This window comes from Candidatus Chlamydia sanziniae (assembly GCF_001653975.1).
In the GTDB taxonomy this organism is placed as follows: domain Bacteria; phylum Chlamydiota; class Chlamydiia; order Chlamydiales; family Chlamydiaceae; genus Chlamydia; species Chlamydia sanziniae.
This window is the reverse complement of record NZ_CP014639.1, coordinates 487898-513806: the sequence shown is the minus strand read 5'-3', so window position 1 is coordinate 513806 and position 25909 is coordinate 487898. Positions and strand designations below refer to the sequence as shown.

Sequence of the window (25909 nt, the reverse complement as noted above, 5' to 3'; positions counted from 1 at the left end):
GATTATGAATAAAAAAAATCTAACTATCTGTTCGTTTTGTGGGCGTTCCGAAAAAGATGTAGAAAAGCTTATCGCAGGACCTTCGGTCTACATCTGTGATTATTGCATTAAATTGTGTTCAGGAATTTTAGATAAGAAGCCGACGACTATAGCAGCTTCCATGCCTACAGGAGACATTCCTAGACAACATTTAGATTTACGAGTTCTCACTCCTAAAGAGATTAAAAAGCATATTGACGAATATGTCATAGGGCAAGAGAGAGCAAAAAAAACAATAGCAGTTGCCGTTTATAATCATTACAAACGTATACGTGCTTTGCTGCACAATAAACATGTAAGTTACGGAAAATCTAATGTTCTTCTTCTTGGACCTACAGGATCAGGAAAAACATTGATTGCTAAGACCCTAGCCAAAGTTTTAGATGTTCCCTTTACTATTGCCGATGCTACAACTTTAACAGAAGCGGGTTATGTCGGTGAAGACGTAGAAAATATTGTCCTACGTTTATTACAAGCTGCAGATTATGATGTCAGCCGTGCAGAACGTGGAATTATTTATATCGATGAAATCGATAAAATTGGCAGAACAACAGCAAATGTATCGATCACACGAGATGTCTCAGGAGAAGGTGTACAACAAGCTTTACTAAAAATTGTTGAAGGAACGACAGCGAATGTTCCCCCGAAAGGTGGTCGCAAACATCCGAATCAAGAATATATTCGTGTGAATACAGAAAATATTCTATTCATTGTTGGTGGAGCTTTTGTAAACTTAGATAAAATTATTGCTAAAAGGCTGGGGAAAACTACTATAGGATTTTCCGATGATCAAGCAGATCTTTCTCAGAAAGACCGCGATCATTTACTTGCTAAAGTAGAAACCGAGGATCTTATTGCTTTCGGCATGATTCCTGAGTTTGTAGGACGATTTAATTGTATAGTCAATTGTGAAGAACTCTCTTTAGATGAACTTGTTGCCATACTCACAGAACCTACCAATGCTATTGTAAAGCAATATGTAGAACTCTTTGCAGAAGAAAATGTGAAGTTAGTTTTTAAAAAAGAAGCTCTATACGCTATAGCAAAAAAAGCTAAACAAGCAAAAACTGGGGCGCGTGCTTTAGGCATGATCTTGGAAAATCTTCTTAGGGATCTCATGTTTGAAATTCCTTCAGATCCCACAGTAGAGTCTATTCTCATCAAAGAAGATACCATTGTAGAGAATATTCCTCCCATAATTATAAGAAGAACCCCAGAAGCCATAGCGTAATTCCCTTTTCCCCTAGGGACGTAATGACAACAATTACCATAGAAGAGACAGCAAAAAAAGTCCTTGTAAAACTGCGTAACGCAGGTTACCAAGCTTATTTTGTTGGCGGTTGTGTTAGAGATATGCTCATGGGAAGACCTATCGAAGATATTGACATTGCAACAAATGCTTCTCCGGTAATCGTATCCACTATCTTCCCTAACGCCCTTCCTTTGGGAATTGCCTTTGGCATCCTTGTAGTCAAACAAGAGGAACGTCTTTTCGAAGTTGCGACATTCCGTAATGATGGAGAGTATAATGATGGTCGTCACCCTAGTCACATTGTCTTTGCCTCTATGAAAGAGGATGCCTTGCGCAGGGACTTTACTGTGAATGGCATGTATTATGATCCTTTTGAAGATAAAATTTTTGATTTTGTCGAAGGTACTCGCGATATCGAAAAGAAAGTGATTCGAGCTATAGGTCACCCTCGGCTTAGATTCTCAGAAGATAAACTTCGTATTCTTCGAGCCGTACGTTTTGCCTCTACACTAGAGTTCTCCTTAGATCCAGCAACAGAACGTGCTATTATCAAAGAAGCCCCTACATTGGTGAATGCCGTTTCACCAGAGAGAATCTGGCAGGAACTTAAAAAAATGTTGAAAAGACAGCCTCATGCGGCCTTGTCGCTTTTATTAAAATTAAAAATTCTCTTTGTAATTTTCCCCGAACTTCGTGATATTCCCTATAGTCTACTACGCACAACTATAGAATTTGCTCGTAAATGCAATCCTTTACACTTTCCTGAAATTCTTTTTTTACTTCCGCTATTTCAAGGCATTAGCAAAGAGGTAACTTTAGTTGCTTTTTCAAGACTTCGTATTTCTAATAAAGAATTCAAATTTATTGAGACTTGGAACTATGTACTTCCACACTTTCAAAATGTATCGAACGACCGTGTATTTTGGGCTCATTTCCTTGCCTTACCCACAGCACATCTATTCCTCGAGTTATTTTCTGCCTTACAGAAAGATCCGAGTAAACAACAACATTTTGTCGCTCGCGTTCAAGAACTCGAAACCCGTTTAGAACAATTTATTCTAAACATCAAAACAGCATCCCCCTTGGTTTCGGCTCCTGATCTCATGGCAAAAGGTATTGTCCCTGGGAAACTCCTCGGAGATTTATTGAAAGAAGCAGAGACTTTATCTATAGAAAACGAGTGCCTTGACAAGGAAAAAATCTTATTGCTACTGCAAGAAAAAGGATTTTGGAAATAATTTATTTCAAATCCAGATTTTTCTTAAAGCAGCAAATTCCATTTTATTTCTTTAGATTTATTTTTTTAGCTTCTATTATTTTCCTATTAATTATCGAAGAAAAGATAAATTGAGTTTTGTATGTTACGGATTACCATTGTAGGAAGACCCAACGTAGGGAAATCATCCCTTTTCAATCGGTTATGCAAACGTTCTTTAGCTATTGTCAACTCTCAACAAGGAACCACGCGGGACCGATTGTACGGTGATATCCCAACCTCAGGAGCTGCAATCCAAGTAATTGATACTGGAGGGATTGATTATGATTCTTCAGATCATTTTCAAAAACATATTTATAAACAAGCTCTTACAGCAACTCAAGAAGCAGACCTCTTGCTCTTAGTTATTGACATCCGTTGTGGCATTACAGAACAAGATGCGCAACTTGCAAAAAAGCTCCTGCCCTTAAAAAAACCTATCATCCTTGTTGCTAATAAAGCAGACACTTACCGAGAAGAACACCGTATCTATGAGCTGTATAAATTAGGGATTTCCTCTATCATAGCAACATCAGCAGCCCATGATAAACACATCGATACCCTTCTTGAGAAAATCAAAACCTTAGGAAACCTTCCTCTAGAGCCTCTAACACAAAATACAGAAGAAAACCTTAGAGAAGATATCCATGAAGATGTCTGTACAGCTGAAACTCCTGAAGAACTCTTCTATTCAAATACAGAAAGCAACTGCTTCATTGAAGACGTTCCAAGTTTTCCTGTCGTTGAAACAACAAACCGAGTCTTAAAAATCGCTTTAATTGGACGGCCAAATGTTGGGAAATCTTCAATTATTAATGGCTTATTAAATGAAGAGCGCTGCATTACCGATCAGATTCCAGGGACTACACGAGATAATATCGATATCTTATATACTCACAACAACACACCCTATCTTTTCATTGATACTGCAGGACTACGGAAAATGAAAAGCGTGAAAAATTCTGTAGAATGGATTTCTTCTTCAAGAACAGAAAAAGCAATTATACGAGCAGATCTTTGCCTACTTGTGATTGACGCTACACAAAGTCTCTCTTCCTATGATAAACGCATCCTCTCACTCATCTCGAAACAAAAAAAACCTCATATCCTCCTAATAAATAAGTGGGACTTAATGCAAGACATCCGTATGGAGCATTATTGCAGAAATCTCCTTGCTACAGATCCTTATTTAGGAGAAGCTCGGCTTCTTTGTGTTTCTGCTGTTACTAAACGTAACTTATCCAAAATTTTCTCCGCTATTGAGGATCTTCATTCTATCAGTTCGCGTAAAATTTCTACTCCCCTGGTAAATAAAACCCTAGCAACAGCATTACAAAGACATCATCCTCAAGTTATCCATGGGAGACGGTTAAAGATTTACTATGGACTTCAAAAAACTATAGCGCCCACGCAATTTTTACTATTTATCAATTCGAAATCTTTATTAACAAAGCAATATGAATATTATTTAAAAAATACTTTAAAATCTTCTTTTAATTTGCATGGCATACCTTTTAATTTGGAATTCAAAGAAAAATTAAAAAGATCAAATTAATTTGTTAAAAAAAGAAATGATTATTATTACAAAATAATAACGAACAAATTAATTATTTCTCGGAGATTTACAACCATGAACCACGATCCATTGGATTCAGATGCAGATAAGTACTATAGTCTCGAAGACCTACTTTCTAACTCTAAAGAGGCCCACTCATTAGACGAATACCAAGAAACAGGAATCTATGTCGAAGAAAACAAAGAACATGGGGACCTTCTCATCGTTCTCAGCGAATCTATACTGAAAGGGATAACACGTCAATTTTACATCAGTGATGACAATTACGCCTATACCCGCCACCATGTAGAAGGGCGCTGGAGTTTTTGGTCTCATATTTCAATAAAAACAATTTCTCAAGAAATTTATGATTTTAATGATCTCCAAGAAACAGGATTTCTCACTACTACAGATGTAACAACTTTAATCCATGCTCCTGAAAACTTTTCTAAAGGTTCAGAAAGCTTAAATAATATCATTATCTGTATAGGGAGCCACCAAGTGAATCACTATGTACAATTCCTCATTGCAGACAATCGTAGGACTTTCTGGATTCGTCATTGCAATAATCACATATGGTCAGATTGGACTGCCTTCATTTAAACATAAGGATATGAGCACAACACTGGGAATAACCAGAAATTCTTCATTCTTGTTATTCCTCTTTATCTGTAACTATAGTTAATTCTAAAGGACCATAGTTCCCATTGTTATGGAAAGAGGTCGCTATAGTAGGAACGACATTCTTCATACGTTGCTCCGGCCCTATCGTTAATTCTAAACGAAACAAGTGCTTAGAAAGCGCAATCCGAATATCCCGAACGAGACTCTCAAATAATAAGAAGGATTCGTATTTAAATTCTAATAAAGGATCCTTTTGCCCAACAGTTCTTAATCCAACCTCACTACGCAACAAATCCATATCTACAAGGTGAATTTTCCACTGCTCATCAATATGCATGATCATCACAGAACGAATCACATCACGACAAATTGCTTCAGCATTCACCTCTTTGCCTCCAGCCACGGAGATTTCCTTCATCATATCTGCAAATCTAGAAAGCAGCGTTTCCATGAGAGCTTCAGCGATTTTCTCAGCTAGAGTATCGACATCTTTTAGTTTCTTTAATGCTGTATTATCTAATGGAATCGGAAACGAATCGTTTATCCATTCTTCAAGTTTTGGAAGAGTCCATCCTTGTAGACAACGTCCATGAACAAGCAGCGATGCTACCATCAAAGCAACATGACAAAGTACTTCTTTCACCAAGCTAAAAACATCTTGAGTATGCAAAACATCATTACGAAAAGCGTAAATCGCTTGCCTTTGTTTGTTCATCACGTCATCGTATTCTAAGGTATGCTTACGAATAGTATAGTTCCTACCTTCTACGCGTTTTTGAGCCGTTTCTATCAACCTATTAAACATAGGATCTGACATTGCTTCCCCTTCGGGAGGACGAAAATGACGAATCAAAGCATTTAACTTCGGAGAAGCAAACAGCCTCATAAGACGATCTTCAAACGATAAGAAGAACTTCGCAGCACCCGGATCTCCTAAACGCGCACATCGTCCACGAAGCTGTCTATCAATACGACGAGATTGGTGACGTGTAGTCCCAATCACATGCAAACCACCAACAACAACAGCTTCAGGATCCAGTTTAATATCTGTACCCCGGCCTGCCATATTCGTAGCAACAGTAACAGCTCCTAATTTCCCAGCTCCAGCAATAATCTCTGCCTCTTTGGCATGGTTCTTAGCATTTAATACCGTATGAGGTATGCGATTTTGTCGTAAGATCCTCGATAGTTTCTCAGACACTTCCACTGATTCTGTTCCCACAAGAATAGGATTTCCTTCTCGATGAATGCGAGCAATCTCATGAACAATCGCGTGATACTTCTCACGCTCTGTCATGTAAAACTCATCATTATGATCTATACGTAAACAAGGTTTAAATGTTGGAACTTGTAACACATAAAGATTATAAATCTCTTTGAACTCTCGAGACTCTGTAATTGCGGTCCCCGTCATCCCTGCAAGTTTTTCATATAAACGGAAGAAATTCTGCAATGTCACGGTAGCAAAAGTTTGAGACTCCTTACGAATAGTCACATGTTCTTTAGCCTCTATAGCCTGATGCAAACCTTCGGAAAAACGTCGTCCAGGTTGAGGACGACCTGTATGTTCATCAATAATGACAATTTGATCATCACGGACAATATAATCTACGTCACGCTCCATTAAAAGATGAGCTCTTAATAATTGTCGTAAACCATGTGCTCGAGCTTTTCTTAAGGTATCTTCTTGAGAAACTGCGATTTTCTTATTAATTTTATCTGCAGGAGATAAAGACTCATCATTGTCTATCAGAGCATATTCATGACCCATATCCATCATAACAAAGTCTTCTGTAGAGCCTCCAGCAGACTCCACCCATTGCAGCATACCCTTATCTGTCAATTCAAAATCATTGTTATGCTCATCAACAATAATATAGAGTTGTGAAAGGCGCTCTAAACTTTCTTCTTTATTTTGCTCCGCATGGTAGTAAATATCCCATTTATCAACCATAGCGCGTAAATCAGGATGCTCACGGACACGACGTAACACACGATTTAATGGTACCCCTTTACTCACAAGCCATAGAGCCCGGCAAAACTCAGAGATTCCTTCGATAACTTTTTTATTTTTGGGAAGAATATCGGAATCTAAAAAAGCATCTAGACCCCGTCGTGCTTCAAGAGCAATTTGACTACAAAGTTCTCTTTGGAAAGAAACAAGTTCAGCAACCTTATCTTTAAGTTCAAAATAGACAGGATTATGCTTTTCTCCAGGACCAGAAATAATTAAAGGAGTGCGAGCTTCATCTATAAGGATCGAATCCACCTCATCGATAATAGCGAAGTAAAAACCTCGACCTACCTGTTCTTCAGCTCGCGTTGCTATAGAATTGTCTCGTAAATAGTCAAAACCAAATTCAGATGCTGTACCATAAACCACATCGCAATTATAAATTTCTCTTCGTCTTTCTAGAGGAGTCCCTCCTACTAATACTCCTGTGGTGAGTCCTAACCAGCGCAATATTGATCCTACCCACTCGCAATCCCGCTGGGCTAAGTAATCATTCACAGTCACCAGATGTACAGGATTTCCCGACAAAGCATTTAAATACAGGGGCATGACAGCAGTAAGAGTTTTCCCCTCCCCTGTCTGCATTTCTGTAATAAAGCCTCTATGCATGGCTATAGCGCCCAAAATTTGAACATCATAGGGCACCATATCCCATTGTTGATGGTATCCAGAAACTTCCACAGGGGTTCCTATCAAACGCCTACAGACATTTTTTACAACAGCGTAAGCTTCAGGAAGCAGTTCATCAAGAGACTCGCCCTCACGATATCTTTTTTTTAATTCTGCTGTTTTATTACGCAGCTCACTATCTGATAAAGGTGCGAGTACTTCATCATAAATGTTCACCTTATCTACAAGTTTTTGAATTTTTTTTAGAATACGCTCCTGCGAAGAACCAAAAAAGCGCTTAAGAAAATCTAACATACGTCGTTCAATTTACTACAATGATTAGAATACGAATTCATTATCTTTTACGAGAATGTTCTCTAATACCATACTTCATTAGATTTAATAAAACGAATAAAAGTTCTGAGGCACCCAACTTATCTTCTGTCACCTCGAAAAAATGAAAAAAAAACTATTCTATAAAAAAGCGAAGTTATGCCGCAAGTAGGGCATCCACTTCCATAATGTGATGATCATTCAGAGGTAATTTTTGTCGCAAGTTACGCATAATCCTTGAACGACGTTTTTTCTGATCTAAAAAAATATCTTGAGCTGAGAGAAATGACTGGATTTCATAAGCAGCGTCAAAATTACCACAACGTGCTTCACACGCGCTCAACAATTCCAAAGTTTCACAACTATGATCCAGTCGCACTGCTTTCCTTGCATACACCAACCCTTCTTCAAGAGGAACCGTGGTTGCGTATCCTACACCACAAAGCCATGCTAAAGCTTTACAAGCTGTGGGACAATTAGGGAAACTCTGAATTACCTTCCGATATACGTGCTCTGCATCTGCATACTTGCGTAATTGGCAGAGACTCAAGCCATAACTCAGACTACATTTATAATCCTCAGCAAATGTTGAACAGCGCAGAGCTAAACCCCAACAACGTTCTGCCAATAAATAATCTTGTACATCCATCGCAGCTAAAGCAGCATATTTCATCAGCAGAGCATCCCCTCGAGACCATAAATCGCTGCTTTGATAAATTAAAAGAGCTTTATTCGCCCTGCCCAGTTTTTGCTCACATAGCCCTACATTAAACAAAGCTTCCTCTCTATAGAGAGCCTCGGTTAATAATTTGCGGAAGCATCTACCTGCTTGGGTATAATTCGCAGTCAAACGATACGCGTGAGCCAAGTTATAAATTACTTCAACAGGACAAGGACCTAAAGCTTGTGCACGATTATAAAATTCTATAGCATCTTGATAACGCTTCGAAGTAAAATAAATGTGCCCCATGGTGACATAAGTTCCTTGATGCGAAAGAGGGGAAATCCATGGTTCTATCAAACTGCAAGCAGCATTCAGCTGTCCCAAATGTACAAGTGCGGAAGCATACTTTGCTGCATCCTCCTCTTCAAACATTTCTTTGGGGACCAAAGAAAATGCCTTAACACACTCCTTAAACACACCATGACGGTAAGCCCTATAAGCAATTTCCAAAAAAAAGGAAGGTCCTCGCAGGCCCATTTTTTGCGCCTCCTTAAGGAATTTTTCCGCTTCTTCAAAGCGTTCCATACCCCTGAGAATGCGTATGTAATCAAACAAGTATTGGCGTTTATAAAAACGTTTTTTTAAAATGGGAAGAAGTTGCTGTTCGGCTACAGCCCATTCTTTGAGTTCCATACTTAAACGAACTTCTCGAATCACCTGAATAGCGTAACAACGAAAATGCAGGAAGCGATAATAACTTTTAACAGCTAATGCTATTCCTAAGCCTAATCCTAAAATCCATAAAATGACTAACCACATAATTCGCGATTTTTGACTTTTATCTTTCTTTGCAATAACAAAAAAAAACTTTAAAGTCTCTAATTTTATTCTCTTTGGGATCGTCCTAAAGATTGCCCCATAAGGCAGCGTGTCTCCAATCCCATCCGAGAATTCTTCAAAAGATCCTCATCAAACCGTATGACATTGGGCAAAAAAAGTAAAATAATCGTAGAACCTCCAAAAGAAAAAAACCCTTTCTCAGCACCTTTACAATAGGATTGGTTAGGAGAAAAGGTTTGCGTAATCGACCCTATATTCATGGCCCCAACTTCTAAATATAGAATGTTGCCAAATCCTTTAGTTTCCAATAGTGTAGCCGTACGTTTATTTTCACAAAAAAGAATAAAATTATCCTTAATAGCTAGCGGATGTACGGAGAAAAGACTCCCATTGATACAGCGCGTTTGTTGTGGTAAGCAATCACAAGGAAAATGAAAACGATGATAATCAAAAGGTGCTAGACGTATAAATACCATGCTCCCCTGAGCATAAAGCTTAACCAACTGATTATCTCCTAATAATTTAGAAAGAGAAAAACGTTTAGACTTAATAACAAACTCATCAAACTCTGAAGCATTCGAATAGATGAGATATCTGCCATCAGCAGGAGTAATACACACATTATCTCCAGGAAAGATGGGACGCGCCTTTCGTTTAAGTTTGCGTGTAAAAAAATCATTGAATGACGTGTAAGCAGAAACAGGTTTTACTGATTCTTCTTCTGAAATGTTGTACTGCTGCACAAAAGGACGAATTTTCCCTCGCGTCCACGACTGCTTTTGAACCCAGCCATAAATCCTAGAGAAAATAGGATGCGTAGAAAAGAAGCCGGCTAGCCATCTACCTAATTTGGAATTATATAAAAACATCATGGTTTTTTCATAAAATATAGGCTCAGTAACCCGCTCCCCAGTAATACGGTCAATATATTTCGGCTTCTGCACAAATTTCCTCTACATAACAAATAGAAAACTATAAAAAGATTAATGAAAATATGCCAAATCAAAACCCTAATCCCTTTAAAAAAGACACTTATCCCTTTAATCAAAAACCTGCTATTTTAGATAAAAGTTGTTCCAATTTTTTCACTCCTTATGCTTAAAAATGATACCATTGCTGCAATTGCAACTCCTCCAGGTGAAGGAAGCATTGCTATTGTTCGTTTGTCAGGCCCACAAGCAATTGTTATTGCTGATCGCGTATTTTCAGGGTCTATATCAGATTATGCTTCCCATACCGTACATCTAGGAGAAGTCGTATTTAAAAGTAGACCGATCGATCAAGTGCTACTCTTAGTTATGCGTTCTCCTCGATCTTTTACGGGGGAGGATGTTATCGAATTTCAATGTCATGGAGGTTTCTTTGCTTGCTCTCAAATTCTGGATGCTCTTATTGCTGAAGGAGCGCGCCCTGCACTCCCGGGAGAATTTTCTCAACGTGCGTTCCTAAACGGAAAAATTGACTTAATCCAAGCAGAAGCTATACAAAATCTTATTGCTGCAGAAAATTTAGATGCATTTCGCATCGCTCAAAGCCATTTTCAAGGGCACTTGTCTAAGAAAATTCAAGAAATTACTAACTTGATTATCGAAGCTCTAGCGTTTATCGAAATCGTAGCCGATTTTCCTGAAGAAGAGCAACCAGAAATGACAGTCCCTAAGGAAAAGATTCGACAAGCTCTAAACATAGTCATAGAATGCATCGATAGTTTTGATGAAGGTCAACGCCTTGCTCAAGGGACAAAATTCATCCTTGCTGGCAAACCTAATGTAGGAAAATCTTCCTTGCTCAATGCCTTAGTCCAAAAAGATCGCGCTATTGTGACTGATATCCCTGGCACCACACGCGATATATTAGAAGAAGCTTGGGTATTGCAAGGTAGGAGAATACGACTGATCGATACCGCAGGGCAAAGAACTACAAACAATCCTATAGAAAAAGAAGGGATACAAAAAGCACTCTCCGCGATGGAAGAGGCTCAGGTAATTCTCTGGGTTCTAGACGCCACACAACCTCTAGAACCTCTTCCCAACATCCTTTTTTCTAAACCTTCCTTTCTTTTATGGAATAAAATAGATACCGTAGTATCGTTCCCCTCTACAGAAATATCTTTACCCCAATTTATGGTTTCAGCAAAAACAGGCGCGGGTCTCCAAGAGCTCAAAACAGCCTTAGGACTTTGGATGCAACAAGAAGAATCAGGGAAAAGTTCTAAAATTTTTTTAATATCTTCGCGCCATCACACTATATTAGCAGAAATTGCAGAGCACCTACTTGCAGCTGAAGAAGGGCTAATTTCAACAGCGCCTTCAGAAATTATTGCCTTAGATTTAAGACAAGCTATCCAAGCAACACAAAATCTTTCTGGGCAGGAAGTTACTGAAAAAATTTTAGGCGCAATTTTTAGTAATTTTTGCATTGGAAAATAAAACGTTATGCGTAATTTTATCCTTACTACCTTGAATGCCTTATTTCCTGATCCTCAGCCATCGTTAGTTGGGTGGTCAACGTCTTTTCAACTATTGATTGCTATTCTTTTATCAGGAAACTCTACAGATAAATCTGTAAACAGGGTGATTCCTCAGCTATTTTCAGCAGCTCCTGACGCCCAAGCCATGGCCAACTTATCTTTAAAGAAACTTTATATGTTCATAGCTCCTTGTGGTCTTGGAAAAAGAAAAACCTCGTATATTCATGAATTATCAGAAATTCTTATGAGAGATTATCACGGAGAGCCTCCTAAAAATATGCAGCTCCTTATGCAGCTCCCCGGCGTAGGAAGAAAAACTGCTTCGGTTTTTCTTGGCATAGCGTATGGAGCTCCCACATTCCCTGTAGATACCCATATTCTCCGTCTTGCTAGGCGCTGGAAAATCTCTGAAAAAAAAAGCCCCTCAGCAGTAGAAAAAGATTTGGTTCGTTTCTTTGGGGACACAAATACTCCAAAACTTCATTTACAATTGATTCACTACGCACGTAAATTTTGTCCAGCCCGACATCATAAGATAAACGATTGTCCCCTATGTACATTTATCAAACAACATGGCTGTAATACGCCTCAAAATCCTGAGCATATCCTAAAACATTGTTAAAATAAAAAAGTTGTTTGCCTTCTAACAGATAAATTCTTTAAACTATTTAATTCATGCATTTTAGTACTTTGTTTAGAAAATGAAAAAAAAATCTGCTCATAAGAAAAAATCTAACAAAAAATTATCCACCTGGTCCATTGGAGGATCGATTTTTGCTATGTTCTTTGGAGCAGGCAATATTGTATTTCCTCTTGCCCTAGGATTTCATTATAACGCACATCCCTGGTTTGCGTACTTTGGTATGATACTCACTGCCGTTTGTGTCCCTCTCATTGGCCTGATCAGTATGTTGCTTTATTCTGGAGATTACCAACGTTTCTTTGGGTCTATAGGAAAACTTCCCGGGATAATTTTCATTGTAGCAATTCTTTGCGTTATAGGACCCTTTGGGGGCATTCCACGCGCTATTGCTGTATCCCACGCTACGCTATCTTCACTAGCGGAACCTCCATCCAAACTTATTCCTAGCCTTCCTTGGTTTAGTTTGATTTGTTGTGTGTTAATCTATATCTTCTCTTGTAAACTTAGCCGACTGATACAATGGTTGGGATCTGTATTTTCCCCCATTATGCTTATCACACTTTTGTGGGTGCTTATCCGAAGTTTCATGCTTCCTCCCCACCCCGCAATAGATACCTTCTCTCCTAACGCCCAACAAGCGTGGGTAGCAGGAGTTATTGAAGGCTTTAATACCATGGATTTACTCGCAACCTTTTTTTTCTGCTCCATAGTTCTTATCTCCTTACGACAATTAATTGCTCATGAAAATCATACCGGAGATGAAGAAATTCCTTTGAGTTTTCAACAAATTAACAAAAAAAATAGACGTACTCTTGTTTTAGGTTTTTTGCTCGCTGCAGTTTTATTGGGGGCAGTCTATTTAGGATTTGTTTTGTCTGCAGCACGCCACGCCGACCTACTAGTGAATGTTAGCAAAGGGTGCATTTTAGGAAAAATTTCAGCAATCGCTTTAGGGCCTAATAGTATCCTTACAGGGACCAGTATATTTATTGCCTGCCTAACCACGGAGATTGCCCTCGTCGGTATTGTCGCTGATTTTCTAGCCCGAGTAATTTCTTTTAAAAAATTAAATTACCCCATCGCGGTTATTCTCACTTTGATCCCCACATATTTTATTTCTATCCTAAACTTCGAAACTATCAGTTTATTGCTCTTACCCTTATTGCAACTAAGCTATCCTGCATTAATTGTATTGGCATGTGGAAATATCGCTCACAAATTGTGGAATTTCCGTTATGTCCAAGCCTTGTTTTATTTAACTCTCTCTCTTACAATCATTCTAAGATTAATAGGTTGAAGCAACAATGAACTTGCCAATAATGACATTATGAGCTTAGAAGCATTAGTAGTTTTTCAACAAGCTGCCATGCAGTATCTTGCTACACATCGCGAAACGATTCGCATAGATTTTGCTAAAGATAATTACACCATTCATATTCCTGACGAAGACTCTCCAGAAGGCTATTGGGTAAGTACGTTAAAATTCCATCATGCAGACAAATTAGTTTTTGCTTCTTGTAGTTGTCCTGATGGAGATTGTTGTGTACATTTAATGACGGCGTATCTGGCAGTTTATGATTCTCAAGGATTCCTCCCGCTTCATGAGAAGTTTCTTCATTCTTTTTGGTATCACCTTTTTCTAAAATTTTTCTTAGAGCCTATATTTTTAGAAGCTCGAGGAGAGATGCACTATACATTAAACTCATCTTACGCCACGCTAGGACTCACCTGTTTATCAAATAAAGCTTTCAAAAAATGGCTTTCTATAATTCATGCCTTTGAAGAACCTAGTACCTATACAGAAACTACCTTTCTACAATCTTCTCTTTATCGGATAGCAAAAACATTTTTTTTCTTTCAGGAAGCAGGTGCCCGCTTAGACATTACAGAGAGTCCCCAAGGTTTTCCTTCATATTTTACCTTGCATTGGGAAGGTTTCTCTCTAAAGATTGAAATTTTAGATTTTTCTACCCTCGAACATGTATTTCCTAAGCTTGATATTATCCACACATCTTTAAGAACGAACTCTGAAGATTTCACGATTAGTTCCGTCCATGTTTCTCCAAAGCAAGCAAAAATAGACTTTACTATTCATCCAATTGAAATTAAAAACACCTCTCCAACTGCTCGAATCACTAAAATCGGTAAGGTATCCTACCTTACCGGACGCCAAGAACTCCTTCCTCTTTCCCAAGCAATCTCCTTGTCTATTTACGTAATTCCTCTACTTCCGAAAAAAATTAAGGACAAATTACTTCCTCAAATATGCTATGACAATCGGGAACGTCCCCTACGGTATACCATAAACCTTTTGCGAGATGCCTCCTTATCTTTCTCTGCGTATTTAGACATTCCCGGAGATTTAAATAACGGTAGCCTTATCTATCCTAATTATTGCTATAGTCCAACATTAGGCCTGATTCACGTTTCTGGAATACTTTCTTCAAAAACAACATTTATAATTAAACCTGATCAAGCTGAGAAGTTTCTTAATGAAACAGGCTCCTTAATTCAAGAACCAGGATTTCAAGTATTCGCACAGGAAAGTCCTCCAGGACATCTCACGTATAATGTCACAGAAGAAGGCGTCCTCCTTTTTCATTATGATATAGGGAACTCTCCAGCAACAGAAATTCGATTCGGTCAATGGACTTACTACACAAACCAAGGTTTCTTTCTACAAAAGAAAAATGACCTTCCTATCCAAGATGGCCTCATCATTGAAGCAGAAAACATCCCCACATTTATTAAAGATAATGAAGCTGCTCTACGTAAAATCTCCGGTTTTTTTTCTCCTTTCCCCCCTTTAAAAGATCTTCTTATGGAAGTACATAAACAACCGCAAGGAGGAGGATTGTATCTTCAACCTCTTTTCCCAGGGTTAGAACAAGACCGTTGTCGGTTATTTGAAAATTTTTTATATCGCGAAAACTATGGCTTTGCTTTAGTTCCTACATCCCTACAAACTGTATGTGCACTGCCACAATCCATCCCCGCAGAGCATGTTTCTGATTTTATCTTTAAATATTTTCATCATGACCGGGTAATATTCTCCGATACAGAAACGTGTCTCCCCGAAAGCTACGAACTTATTATTCAAGAGATTCAACGTCCACATCCTGTTTCTCCTTTGCATTTACAACTTACCTTAAAAACAAATCTCGGATCCATTCCTCTAGATCTTGTTTTGCAAGGGATAAAAAACAAAAAAAAATATCTCTTTACACAAGCGGGTTTTTTAGATCTGCAGCAAAATCTCTTTCAATTCCTACGACAATTTCTTGCTTCGCAAAAATGCACGATTTCTCAAAATACCATCATCACAACGGTTACAGACATTTTTAAACTCGATGCATTAGCTCCATTGTCCTTGGCTAACAATATCGTAGCAAACACGGACGATTTACAATTTTTCTCTCAGCTAAAAGCAGCATGTTTGCCTCCGATTCCTCACCACCTCTTCTCTATAGATCATCAGCTACGTCCTTATCAAAATAGTGGATTACTCTGGCTCTGGTTCTTGTATAATCATCGCTTATCGGGATTACTCTGCGACGAAATGGGGCTGGGCAAAACACACCAGGCAACAGCACTGCTTGATATTGTATTTCAATCAACCCCAGAAGCTGTACAACCTAAATTTTTAATTATATGTCCTACTAGCGTACTCCCTCATTGGGAGGAGATTTTAAACGTCCATCTTCCAGGTTTAAACATCTTTATTTTCCATGGTCCTCATAAACCCGAAATCCTACCGTCTTGCGATGTTCTTCTTACCTCATATGGAACTCTACGCCAAAATTATTCTAAGTTTTATAAATTAACTTTTATCATCGCTGTCTTTGATGAAATTCATATGGCAAAAAATAAAAACAGTCAAATTCATAAGATTCTTTGTCGCATAGATGCGCAAATGAAACTTGGTCTTACAGGAACTCCCATAGAAAATAATCTTTTAGAATTCAAAGGACTGCTAGATATTATTCTTCCGAATTATCTTCCTTCTGATGCTTTATTTAAAAAGCTATTTACGCAAAGGAATGTCTCCGAAGAACTAGAGATCATCCCTTCACAGGATTTACTGTTAAAACTGACACGTCCCTTTATTTTGCGAAGGACTAAAAAACTCGTGCTTCCAGAGCTACCAGATAAAGTCGAATCAATCATCTCTTGTACACTATCTCCTGAACAAGAAAAATTGTATTTAGCAACTTTACAACGAGAGCGAAGCCACCTCCAGCAATTAGAAAATCATAAGGAGACCCCTACAAATTTTCTACACATCTTCGCGCTTCTCAATCACCTTAAGCAAATTTGCGATCACCCTGCAGTGTTTTTCAAAAAACCTGACCAATATCCTAAATACCAATCTGGAAAATGGAATGCCTTTATCAAATTACTCCAAGATTCTCTAAGTTCAGGTTATAAGGTTGTTGTCTTTTCACAATATATTCATATGATTCGTATTATTACTTTGTACCTTGAGCAAATTAAAGTTAAATATGCCTCGATTCAAGGGAAATCTTTGAACCGCAAAGAAGAAATAGAGTTGTTTTCTACCGATCCTACATGCCAAGTCTTTGTAGGTTCTTTACTGGCTGCAGGAACAGGAATTAACCTTACTGCTGGCAACGTTGTGATTATGTATGACCGTTGGTGGAATCCTGCCAAAGAAAATCAAGCCTTAGATAGGGTGCACAGAATCGGACAAAAAAATACTGTCTTCATTTATAAATTAATTACAGAAAATACTTTAGAAGAACGTATTCACTGTCTTATTGAGAAAAAAATTCGCTTATTAGACAAAATTATTGCCTCTCAAGATTCCAACATTTTACATATGCTCAATCGCGAAGATTTGTTAACTATACTTTCATACAAAGATGAGCTTAGCGAAACAGAAGAGACTACTAAAGGTAAGGAAAGACTCCTCTAAAAAGGAATAGAATACTCTAGAAGAATTTTATGAGTTAGAGAGCTTACGGTATCCCCGATAAGCAATAATCATGCCGAATATACCATAGATATAGGCACGATTTTTAGGCCAAATCATAATAAGTCCTTGATCTGTAGCAAAAAGTAAAATCAGCAAAGCAAAAGCTAATAAACCCGCACCTAAGAATAGAGCAACAAGAGGCCAAGACTCAAGCCAGGCCCACTGAAGAGATTCTTCTTCTTTAGGATTTTTACTCTTGCTCTGGTCATTTAGAACAGCTTCCCAATCTTCTGAGGAAACAGCAAAGAGATCTTCAGTTTCTTTTTTATTAGGATTCTCGGGAAATGAGATATGACAAGAAGAAAATTCTCCTGAAGACACCGGAGGATCCTGAAGAAATGCACTACAATAGGGACATTGGGGTACGTGCATAGAGACATTACCTTCACATTTCCAACAAGTCCGCTGCATTTCTGTTTCTCTTGCAAATGGCATAAGCACTTTTGTCTTCTTAGTTTATAAAGAAAACATCGTTTCTTTTACATCAGCTCCTACAAACTAGGCGAATCGTAGGGCTTACCTTAAAGTATAATTTCTATTATGAAAAAAGCAATGCTGAAAATTAATCTTTAAGTCTAGAATAAGCAAAGGCTCTGGCTGGACATTATGCTATCATGTTTTTCCTCGCGTATTAATTAAAGTCTATATTTCCAAGTGCGTACAAATAGGAACAATAAGATGACCAACAATTTTGACTGTGTGATTATTGGCGCAGGCCCTGGGGGTTATGTTGCAGCAATCACGGCAGCACAATCTGGACTAAAAACCGCACTTATCGAAGAACTGCAGGCAGGAGGAACTTGTCTTAATCGTGGGTGCGTGCCTTCCAAAGCACTGCTTATTAGTGCTGGCATTGTCTCTCAAATCAAACACGCAAAACAATTTGGCGTGAATATTGAAAGTTATTCCATAGATTTTCCCGCTATGGTTCAACGGAAAAACACAATTGTCCAAGGCATTCGACAAGGATTAGAAGGATTAATTCGCAGTAACAAAATCACGACCTTACAAGGACGAGGTTCTTTAATATCATCAACAGAAGTCAAAGTCATTGGAAAAGATGACACCATAGTGAAAACAGAAAAAATCATCTTAGCTACAGGATCTGAACCACGTCCTTTTCCCGGTGTTCCTTTTTCATCTCGAGTCCTTTGTTCCACGGGAATCTTAAATCTCACAACCTTACCCAACAAGCTTGCGATTATTGGAGGCGGTGTAATTGGCTGTGAATTCGCCTCTCTATTTCATACTTTAGGCGTAGAAATTACGATCATCGAAGCTTTAGACCATATTCTAGCTCTTAATAATCCTGACATTTCCAAAACTATAGCAGAGACATTTACCAAGCAAGGCATACGGATTTTAACAAAAACAATGATTTCTCGATTAGAGGAACTTGAACATTCCGTAGAAATCGAAATTAACGGACAGACTGAACAATTTGAGACTGTTTTGGTTGCTATTGGAAGGCAATTTAATACAAAAAATATAGGTCTTGATAATGCTGGGGTTATTTATAACGAGCATGGTATTATTCCTGTCGATGAGAGGATGAGAACGAATGTTCCTAATATTTATGCAATTGGCGATATCACTGGGAAACAGTTACTTGCTCACGTTGCTTCCCATCAAGGGATTATCGCGGGGAAAAACGTTGCGAATCACGAGATCCTTATGGATTATTCTGCGGTCCCTTCAGTGATTTTCACATTTCCAGAGGTAGCCATGGTGGGTCTTTCCCCATTAGAAGCAGAGCAACAAAATATCTCCACCAAAATCACAAAATTTCCTTTCAAGGCAATAGGAAAAGCTGTAGCTATGGGAGAAACTCATGGTTTTGCTGTTATTATTAGTGAAAAAAACACCCAACAAATTTTAGGAGCCTACGTCATAGGGCCTCATGCCGCTTCTTTAATTGGAGAAATGTCATTAGCCGTTAGGAATGAACTCACGTTGCCCTGTATCTATGAGACTATACACGCTCATCCTACACTTTCAGAAATTTGGGTTGAGGGAGCTTTACTCGCCACTAATCATCCTCTCCACATACCGCCCAAATCATGAAAACAATTTCTAATCCCGACACATCCTATACGAACAAGCCTCGGCTTCCTGTGCGCTTTCCCAGTTGGTTAAAGCAACCTTTACCTCGAGGAACAGTATTTTCTTCCACAGACGTGACTATAAAACAAACAGGAATACCGACTGTGTGTGAGGAAGCGTTATGCCCAAATCGAGCTGCCTGTTGGTCTCGCAAAACAGCGACTTATCTAGCTCTTGGTCATGTTTGTACGCGACGTTGTGGGTTTTGTAATATTGGTTTTGCCAAAAATCCCCCTCCTTTAGATTCCGAGGAACCTGAAAAAATAGCCTCCTCAGCAAAAAATCTTGGTCTTAAGCACATTGTCATTACTATGGTAGCTCGCGATGATCTCCCAGATGCTGGAGCTGAAGGTTTAGTACGCATTGTCAATAAGCTCAAACAAGAGCTTCCTTCCGCGACTATTGAAGTCTTAGCTTCCGATTTTCAAGGAAATATTGCTGCATTACATACCCTACTTGATGCAGACTTAGCCATTTACAATCATAATATAGAAACAGTAGAAAGACTCTCCCCAATTGTTCGCCACCAAGCGACGTATACAAGGTCGCTTTTTATGCTTGAACACGCTAGCCAATATTTACCTAGTTTAAAGACAAAATCAGGAATTATGGTTGGACTCGGAGAACAAGAAAATGAGGTAAAGCAAACTCTAAAAGACCTTGCATCTGCAGGCGTACGTATTGTAACCATAGGCCAATATCTAAGGCCTTCGCGGTTACATATTCCTGTAAAAAGCTATGTCCCCCCAGAAACTTTCGATTATTATCGTCAAGTTGGAGAAGCTCTCGGGCTCTTTGTCTACGCAGGACCTTTTGTACGTTCCAGTTTTAACGCAGATATCATTCTCTCTTCATTACAAGAAAAGAAATCTTACTGAGTTCACAAATTTCACTGTTCCATTCTAACACTATCTTGTTTCCATTCTTGAATATCCACCAGGGGCATATTTCTTGATTATTTTAAACACAAAGATTAAGAATACTCTTTAAAAATCATCCTTTACATTCATAACTTGAAGAAAAAGAAAAAGATAATTACTACTTAATGTTCCCGATTGGCACTAATCCCCCCTTTTGTTATGGTGAGTAAAAAAGCGTGCGTGGATCATGGTTCGTAGCTTTATTTCTTGGAGCTGTTTCTTTTTAATGACATTGCTTTGCTGTACGAGTTGTAACAGCAAATCTTTAATTGTACATGGTCTTCCTGGAAGAGATGCTAACGAAATTGTCGTTCTCCTAGTAAGTAAAGGTGTTGCTGCTCAAAAGCAACCCCAGATTGCTGCATCAACAGCAGGAGCTACTACAGAGCAACTCTGGGATATTGCCGTACCCGCGTCACAAATTACCGAAGCTCTCGCAATTTTAAATCAAGCAGGTCTTCCCCGCATGAAGGCAACCAGTCTGTTAGATTTATTTGCTAAACAAGGACTTGTTCCTTCGGAAATGCAAGAGAAAATCCGTTACCAAGAGGGGCTTTCAGAACAGATGGCCTCTACCATTAGAAAAATGGATGGGATTGTAGATGCTTCCGTGCAAATTTCTTTCACTACAGAAGAAGATCATTCCCCCCTCACCGCTTCTGTTTACATTAAACATCGCGGTATTCTTGATAACCCCAATAGCATTCTTGTTTCTAAAATTAAGCGTCTGATTTCAAGTGCTGTTCCAGGATTAGCACCTGAAAATGTCTCTGTAGTTAGTGATCGTGCTGCTTATAGTGATATCACGATTAATGGTCCCTGGGGATTGACAGATGAAATTGATTATGTTTCTGTTTGGGGTATCATTTTAGCAAAATCTTCCCTTATGAAGTTTCGTTTGGTTTTCTATTGTTTGCTGTTGATTCTTTTTATTATCGTTTGTGGACTCCTCTGGATAATTTGGAAAACACATTCTCTAATTATCACATTGGGAGGAGCTAAAAGTTTTTTTGATCCCACTCCGTATTCAAAAGTATCTTTAGAAACTAAGAAAGCAGTAGAAGATACTTCTGGAGAGAAAAAGGAACAATCCAAATCTTCAAACGATCAAGATAAAGCTTCCACTACTCAAGAGAATACAACTCCAGATACTCCAGATACTCCAGAAGGAAATGACAAGAATGAGGAAACCTAGTGACTGCCAATACGTTTGGAACTTTAGATATTTTAATGAAACACTCTAAAGAAGATGATCTAGGTCGTTTTTTACCAGAATATCTTCTTGTTAAATCCCCTCATCCTGAAACCATCTCTCTAAAATCCCTTTCGTTTACTATGTCGTGGCTATCAACGATTCACCCTTCTTGGATTGCACTAGTTGTAAAAGAACTTCCTAGTAAAATACAAAGTCAGCTACTTATTTTGTTGCCAGATAATGTGACACACGAACTTCTCCCTCTACTTCCGGGCATTTCTATAGCTACTAAGCGTTGTTCCAACTTTGCTGCTTTTTACCTCTTAAACATGTTGAGTAAGAAAATTCGTCCCTTTGGAATTATAGAAGAGATTTTTCTCCCTGCCTCAGTTTTAAATGCTTTGCTCTATTATTCTGGACCTGTGAAAATGGCAGTCATTAATTGTTTAGGGCTTTATGTTATCGCTAAAGAGTTAAAAAATATTGTAGATAAAGTGGTGATTGAGCGTGTAAAAAGTTTCCTTACTACCCAAGAAAAACTTTTCCTTGCTTATTGCCAAGCCCACCCCATGAAGTATTTAGAAACCACAAATTTTTTAGATTCTTGGAATCAAAATACAACTCTAAGACAATTTATTCATAAACAAGGCTTATTGTTTCTTGCCAAAGCATTAACAAAAGAAGATGGTTCTTTTTTGTGGTATTTTCTACGCAGATTAGATGTTAATCGAGGCTATATTTTTGAACAAGCTCTGAAAGAGTTTTATGACCATCCTCATGTGGATTATTTCAAAAGTCGCTTAGAACAGTGCATGCAAATCCTAGTAAAGTAGAGTTAAAGCAGCGAAATCACATAAAAGTATGGAGATCAAAAGATGACAGCTTTTTTAAGCATCAAGCAACATTGTATATAAAAAAATAAAAACAATCAAAAAAGGAGCGGCGTTTTTTTCTTAGTAATCACTAAGAGATCCCTTGCCGTTGTAAGAATGAAGTTTTTTAGCTTAATTTTTAAACACGAAGATATTTCCCCGAACAAAAAGGTACTCGCCCCCGAAGCTTTTTCTTCTCTTCTCGATGTTAAGGAGCTGCTAGATAAAACAAAGTCAGATAGCGAAGCCTATGTACACGCCACAGAAGAAGAGTGTGTGAAATTACGTCAAGAAGCTAAAGAACAGGGGTTCAAAGAAGGCAACGAAAAATGGAATAAGCAGCTTGCCCTCTTGGAACAAGAATTGCACCACCTGCGTGAGAAAATTCGTGATGCTCTCGTCCCCCTAGCAATTGCTAGTGTCAAGAAAATTATCGGCAAGGAACTAGAAATGCATCCGGAAACTATAGTTTCGATCATTTCCGAAGCACTAAAAGAACTGACTCAAAATAAGACCATCATTATCTATCTCAACCCCAAAGATTTGCCTATTGTAGAGAAAAGCCGTCCTGAGCTTAAAAAAATTGTCGAATATGCTAACGCTTTGATTCTTTCAGCACGACCAGATGTTGTTCCTGGAGGTTGTATTATTGAAACAGAAGCAGGTATTATCAATGCGCAGCTTGACGTACAATTAGCTGCTTTAGAAAAAGCTTTTTCTACTATACTCAAGCAGAAAAATCTTATGAACGAACCTACACCTACCCTACCTGATTCTCCTCCTCCTAAGAACCAGGCAACGAAAGAATAAGGTATTCACGATCATGCGCATTATTTTTCGAGTCTTCTTCCTTTGTTGTTTTACTTTAAGTGTCTCTTTGTGTTTAGCTGATGCCTATCTTTATGAAAACCCTTGTTCCTCTCGTTGTCAATCCCCCTCGCCTTCTTCGGAAGAATTACCTCCTAAAATTGCAGAAGTAAAACAACCGCGGCAGTCACCTTCATATCAAGGACCTGTGACCGCAGATGATGTCCTTCCCAGAGAAAATGTGTCGGGGGGAAGTTTTTCTGATACTTATCCCGATCTGACTACACAAGCTATTATTCTAATTTTCTTAGCATTATCCCCATTCTTGGTAATGTTACTGACCTCATATCTAAAAATTATTATTACCTTAGTGCTATTACGAAACGCTCTTGGAGTACAACAAACTCCTCCTAGTCAAGTCCTCAATGGTATTGCATTAATACTCTCTATCTATGTGATGTTTCCTACGGGAGTGGCTATGTATAAGGACGCACGTCAGGAAATAGAAGCAAATACTATTCCTCAGAGTCTCTTCACTGCAGAAGGTGCTGAAACCGTCTTTGTTGCTTTAAACAAATCTAAAGAACCTTTGCGTTCCTTCCTTATCCGTAATACACCAAAAGCACAAATTCAGAGCTTTTACAAAATCTCACAAAAGACCTTTCCTTCTGAAATCCGGGAACACCTTACCACATCAGATTTTGTCATCATTATTCCTGCTTTCATTATGGGACAAATAAAAAATGCCTTTGAAATTGGTGTTCTGATTTATCTGCCCTTCTTTGTAATCGATTTAGTCACTGCGAACGTTCTTGTGGCGATGCAAATGATGATGCTTTCCCCATTATCCATCTCATTACCGTTAAAGTTATTACTCGTTGTTATGGTAGACGGGTGGACACTCCTTCTTCAAGGGCTTATGATTAGTTTTAAATAAGGATATTTTGCCGTGTTAGCATTTGCTACAAGTTTCAAATCTGTACTCTTTGAATATTCTTACCAGTCTCTTTTGCTCATTTTAGTTGTTTCAGCACCTCCTATTATTTTAGCCTCTATCGTAGGAATTATGGTTGCTATTTTCCAAGCAGCAACACAAATCCAAGAGCAAACCTTTGCTTTTGCTATTAAGCTTGTAGTGATCTTTGGAACGTTAATGATTTCTGGAGGTTGGTTGAGTACTATGATATTACGTTTTGCCTCTCAGATATTCCAAAATTTTTACAAATGGAAATAAGCAATTTATGGGACTCTCTTTACCCGAGCTTGTTTCTTGTCTAGGCTCTTCTTACCTAGATTACCTCTTCCAACGTCCTCCTGCTTATGTTTGGTCTATCTTCCTCCTATTATTAGCAAGACTACTCCCTATTTTTGCTGTTGCACCTTTTTTGGGAGCAAAACTTTTTCCTGCTCCTATTAAAATTGGCATAGGATTATCATGGATGGCGGTAATTTTCCCTAAAGTGCTCATGGACACGCAAGTCACAAATTACCTCGATAATGATATTTTTTATATCTTGCTAGTTAAAGAGATGTTTATTGGGATTGTTATAGGTTTCATCCTTGCCTTCCCTTTTTACGCTGCTCAATCAGCAGGATCTTTTATTACTAACCAGCAAGGTATCCAGGGATTGGAAGGCGCTACCTCACTCATTTCTATTGAGCAGACCTCTCCTCACGGAATTTTCTACCATTACTTCGTCACTATTGTCTTTTGGTTAGCGGGTGGCCATAGAATCGTACTTACGCTTCTTTTACAATCTCTTGAGGTGATCCCCATCCATAGTTTCTTCCCTCCAGAGATGATGAGCTTACAAGCTCCTATCTGGATTACACTTATCAAAATGTGCCAGCTTTGTCTCATCATGACAATACAGCTGAGTGCTCCTGCCGCCATTGCTATGTTAATGTCGGATCTCTTTTTAGGGATTATTAATCGGATGGCTCCACAAGTTCAGGTCATCTATTTACTCTCTGCACTCAAAGCATTCATGGGGTTACTGTTCTTAACATTAGCCTGGTGGTTCATTATCAAGCAAATAGACTACTTCACATTAGCTTGGTTTAAAGAAACCCCCTTCATGCTCTTAGGCTCCAATCCTAAAGTCTTATAATTCTTAGTTCAGCAGCCATACACATTGCGATTTCGATCAATTTGAAGGTATGTATGTTTATCAAACAATAAAAACTAAACAACAGACAGAGCGGATAGGAGAACAACCTACCTATTTTAGGAAGAACTAAGGAAACTTACTTCATGGTATCGTGATGTTTATCGCACTCACCTTTAGAACACACGGTAGGAGTGATAAGAAATATGAGAATCACGCAAAGTATTATAAAGGATAAAGTAAAGGCAAATACATTCAAGAGAAAAAAGAGAAGTAAGCCACAAAGAATCGCATTTTTCAAAGGGCCATTTTTCATGTAATAACTTTGTAAGTGTGCTAACATGTGGCGTATTTCAACATGAAACCCTAAGACGCAACCACAAGCAACAAAAAGCCCTCCAGTCCAAGAGACAAAGTCTGCAATAATACCTATAAGAACTAGGCAGCCACCGATAACCTCATAAGCTCGATGAGAGAAAAACTTTTTAAATCGCCCTACGTGTGGTTTCGTATGTAAATCTTTGACTTTGTATTTTAAAGATTCAAATTGTGAGGATGATGTCTTGGAAGAGTTCTCTTGTGGGGTCTCATCTACCATAGCTTTACCTCT

20 protein-coding genes and 1 pseudogene are annotated in these 25909 nt (G+C 38.4%); 16 read left to right on the top strand and 5 right to left on the bottom strand.

Annotated features, from left to right (window positions below; genetic code table 11):
* Positions 1-4: 4 nt before the first annotated feature.
* The 4 genes from clpX (at position 5) to Cs308_RS02235 (ending at position 4704) form a co-directional block, all read left to right on the top strand.
* On the top strand, positions 5-1270 hold the full coding sequence (gene clpX / locus Cs308_RS02250) for an ATP-dependent Clp protease ATP-binding subunit ClpX (RefSeq protein ID WP_066482095.1): 1266 nt from the start codon (positions 5-7) through the stop codon (positions 1268-1270).
* A 23-nt stretch (positions 1271-1293) separates the two neighbouring features.
* Positions 1294-2529 (top strand): CCA tRNA nucleotidyltransferase, encoded by a 1236-nt coding sequence (locus Cs308_RS02245; protein WP_066482093.1) that lies wholly within the window; start codon positions 1294-1296, stop codon positions 2527-2529.
* A gap of 120 nt (positions 2530-2649) precedes the next feature.
* The gene (gene der, locus Cs308_RS02240) at positions 2650-4101 is read left to right on the top strand and encodes a ribosome biogenesis GTPase Der (protein ID WP_066482092.1); all 1452 of its coding nucleotides are present in this window, start codon (positions 2650-2652) and stop codon (positions 4099-4101) included.
* Positions 4102-4176: 75 nt separating this feature from the next.
* Positions 4177-4704: a pyocin knob domain-containing protein gene (locus Cs308_RS02235; protein ID WP_066482091.1), complete on the top strand. Its 528-nt coding sequence runs from the start codon at positions 4177-4179 to the stop codon at positions 4702-4704.
* Between the two features lie 52 nt (positions 4705-4756).
* Here the strand turns inward: Cs308_RS02235 and secA are convergent, their stop codons facing one another.
* The 3 genes from secA to Cs308_RS02220 all read right to left on the bottom strand — a co-directional run bounded on the left by secA (position 4757) and on the right by Cs308_RS02220 (position 10129).
* The gene (secA, locus tag Cs308_RS02230; RefSeq protein ID WP_066482090.1) at positions 4757-7663 is read right to left on the bottom strand and encodes a preprotein translocase subunit SecA; all 2907 of its coding nucleotides are present in this window, start codon (positions 7661-7663) and stop codon (positions 4757-4759) included.
* Between the two features lie 175 nt (positions 7664-7838).
* The gene (locus tag Cs308_RS02225) at positions 7839-9164 is read right to left on the bottom strand and encodes a tetratricopeptide repeat protein (RefSeq protein WP_066482083.1); all 1326 of its coding nucleotides are present in this window, start codon (positions 9162-9164) and stop codon (positions 7839-7841) included.
* Between the two features lie 65 nt (positions 9165-9229).
* Positions 9230-10129, bottom strand: coding sequence for a phosphatidylserine decarboxylase (locus tag Cs308_RS02220; RefSeq protein WP_066482081.1), 900 nt, complete (start codon positions 10127-10129; stop codon positions 9230-9232).
* 150 nt (positions 10130-10279) lie between these two features.
* Between Cs308_RS02220 and mnmE the strand changes: the two genes are divergently transcribed.
* The 4 genes from mnmE (at position 10280) to Cs308_RS02200 (ending at position 17234) form a co-directional block, all read left to right on the top strand.
* Positions 10280-11614, top strand: a complete 1335-nt coding sequence (gene mnmE / locus Cs308_RS02215; protein ID WP_066482079.1) for a tRNA uridine-5-carboxymethylaminomethyl(34) synthesis GTPase MnmE — start codon at positions 10280-10282, stop codon at positions 11612-11614.
* Positions 11615-11620: 6 nt separating this feature from the next.
* On the top strand, positions 11621-12277 hold the full coding sequence (locus tag Cs308_RS02210) for an endonuclease III domain-containing protein (RefSeq protein ID WP_066482078.1): 657 nt from the start codon (positions 11621-11623) through the stop codon (positions 12275-12277).
* Between the two features lie 79 nt (positions 12278-12356).
* Complete coding sequence (brnQ, locus tag Cs308_RS02205; protein ID WP_066482076.1) at positions 12357-13595, top strand: branched-chain amino acid transport system II carrier protein; 1239 nt, start codon at positions 12357-12359, stop codon at positions 13593-13595.
* Positions 13596-13625: 30 nt separating this feature from the next.
* The gene (locus tag Cs308_RS02200) at positions 13626-17234 is read left to right on the top strand and encodes a DEAD/DEAH box helicase (protein WP_066482074.1); all 3609 of its coding nucleotides are present in this window, start codon (positions 13626-13628) and stop codon (positions 17232-17234) included.
* A gap of 27 nt (positions 17235-17261) precedes the next feature.
* Here Cs308_RS02200 and Cs308_RS02195 read toward each other — a convergent pair whose 3' ends face one another.
* Positions 17262-17729 (bottom strand): hypothetical protein, encoded by a 468-nt coding sequence (locus tag Cs308_RS02195; protein ID WP_066483369.1) that lies wholly within the window; start codon positions 17727-17729, stop codon positions 17262-17264.
* A gap of 243 nt (positions 17730-17972) precedes the next feature.
* Here Cs308_RS02195 and lpdA point away from each other — a divergent pair, with 243 nt between their 5' ends.
* The 8 genes and pseudogenes from lpdA (at position 17973) to Cs308_RS02155 (ending at position 25302) form a co-directional block, all read left to right on the top strand.
* On the top strand, positions 17973-19358 hold the full coding sequence (lpdA, locus tag Cs308_RS02190; protein ID WP_066482072.1) for a dihydrolipoyl dehydrogenase: 1386 nt from the start codon (positions 17973-17975) through the stop codon (positions 19356-19358).
* Positions 19355-20275: a lipoyl synthase gene (gene lipA / locus Cs308_RS02185; protein ID WP_066482070.1), complete on the top strand. Its 921-nt coding sequence runs from the start codon at positions 19355-19357 to the stop codon at positions 20273-20275. Before lpdA ends, lipA begins: the two co-directional genes overlap by 4 nt.
* Positions 20276-20504: 229 nt before the next feature.
* Positions 20505-21357, top strand: a pseudogene (sctJ, locus tag Cs308_RS02180) (type III secretion system inner membrane ring lipoprotein SctJ); the annotation flags it as partial.
* Between the two features lie 154 nt (positions 21358-21511).
* Complete coding sequence (locus Cs308_RS02175) at positions 21512-22345, top strand: hypothetical protein (RefSeq protein WP_066482058.1); 834 nt, start codon at positions 21512-21514, stop codon at positions 22343-22345.
* A 156-nt stretch (positions 22346-22501) separates the two neighbouring features.
* Positions 22502-23194: an HrpE/YscL family type III secretion apparatus protein gene (locus Cs308_RS02170; RefSeq protein WP_066482056.1), complete on the top strand. Its 693-nt coding sequence runs from the start codon at positions 22502-22504 to the stop codon at positions 23192-23194.
* Between the two features lie 13 nt (positions 23195-23207).
* Positions 23208-24128: a type III secretion system export apparatus subunit SctR gene (gene sctR, locus Cs308_RS02165; protein ID WP_082905001.1), complete on the top strand. Its 921-nt coding sequence runs from the start codon at positions 23208-23210 to the stop codon at positions 24126-24128.
* A 12-nt stretch (positions 24129-24140) separates the two neighbouring features.
* A complete protein-coding gene (sctS, locus tag Cs308_RS02160) occupies positions 24141-24425 on the top strand; it encodes a type III secretion system export apparatus subunit SctS (protein WP_066482054.1) in 285 nt (94 codons plus the stop codon).
* A 7-nt stretch (positions 24426-24432) separates the two neighbouring features.
* The gene (locus Cs308_RS02155; RefSeq protein WP_066482047.1) at positions 24433-25302 is read left to right on the top strand and encodes an EscT/YscT/HrcT family type III secretion system export apparatus protein; all 870 of its coding nucleotides are present in this window, start codon (positions 24433-24435) and stop codon (positions 25300-25302) included.
* Positions 25303-25438: 136 nt separating this feature from the next.
* Here Cs308_RS02155 and Cs308_RS02150 read toward each other — a convergent pair whose 3' ends face one another.
* The gene (locus Cs308_RS02150) at positions 25439-25897 is read right to left on the bottom strand and encodes a hypothetical protein (RefSeq protein WP_066482045.1); all 459 of its coding nucleotides are present in this window, start codon (positions 25895-25897) and stop codon (positions 25439-25441) included.
* Positions 25898-25909: the final 12 nt, after the last annotated feature.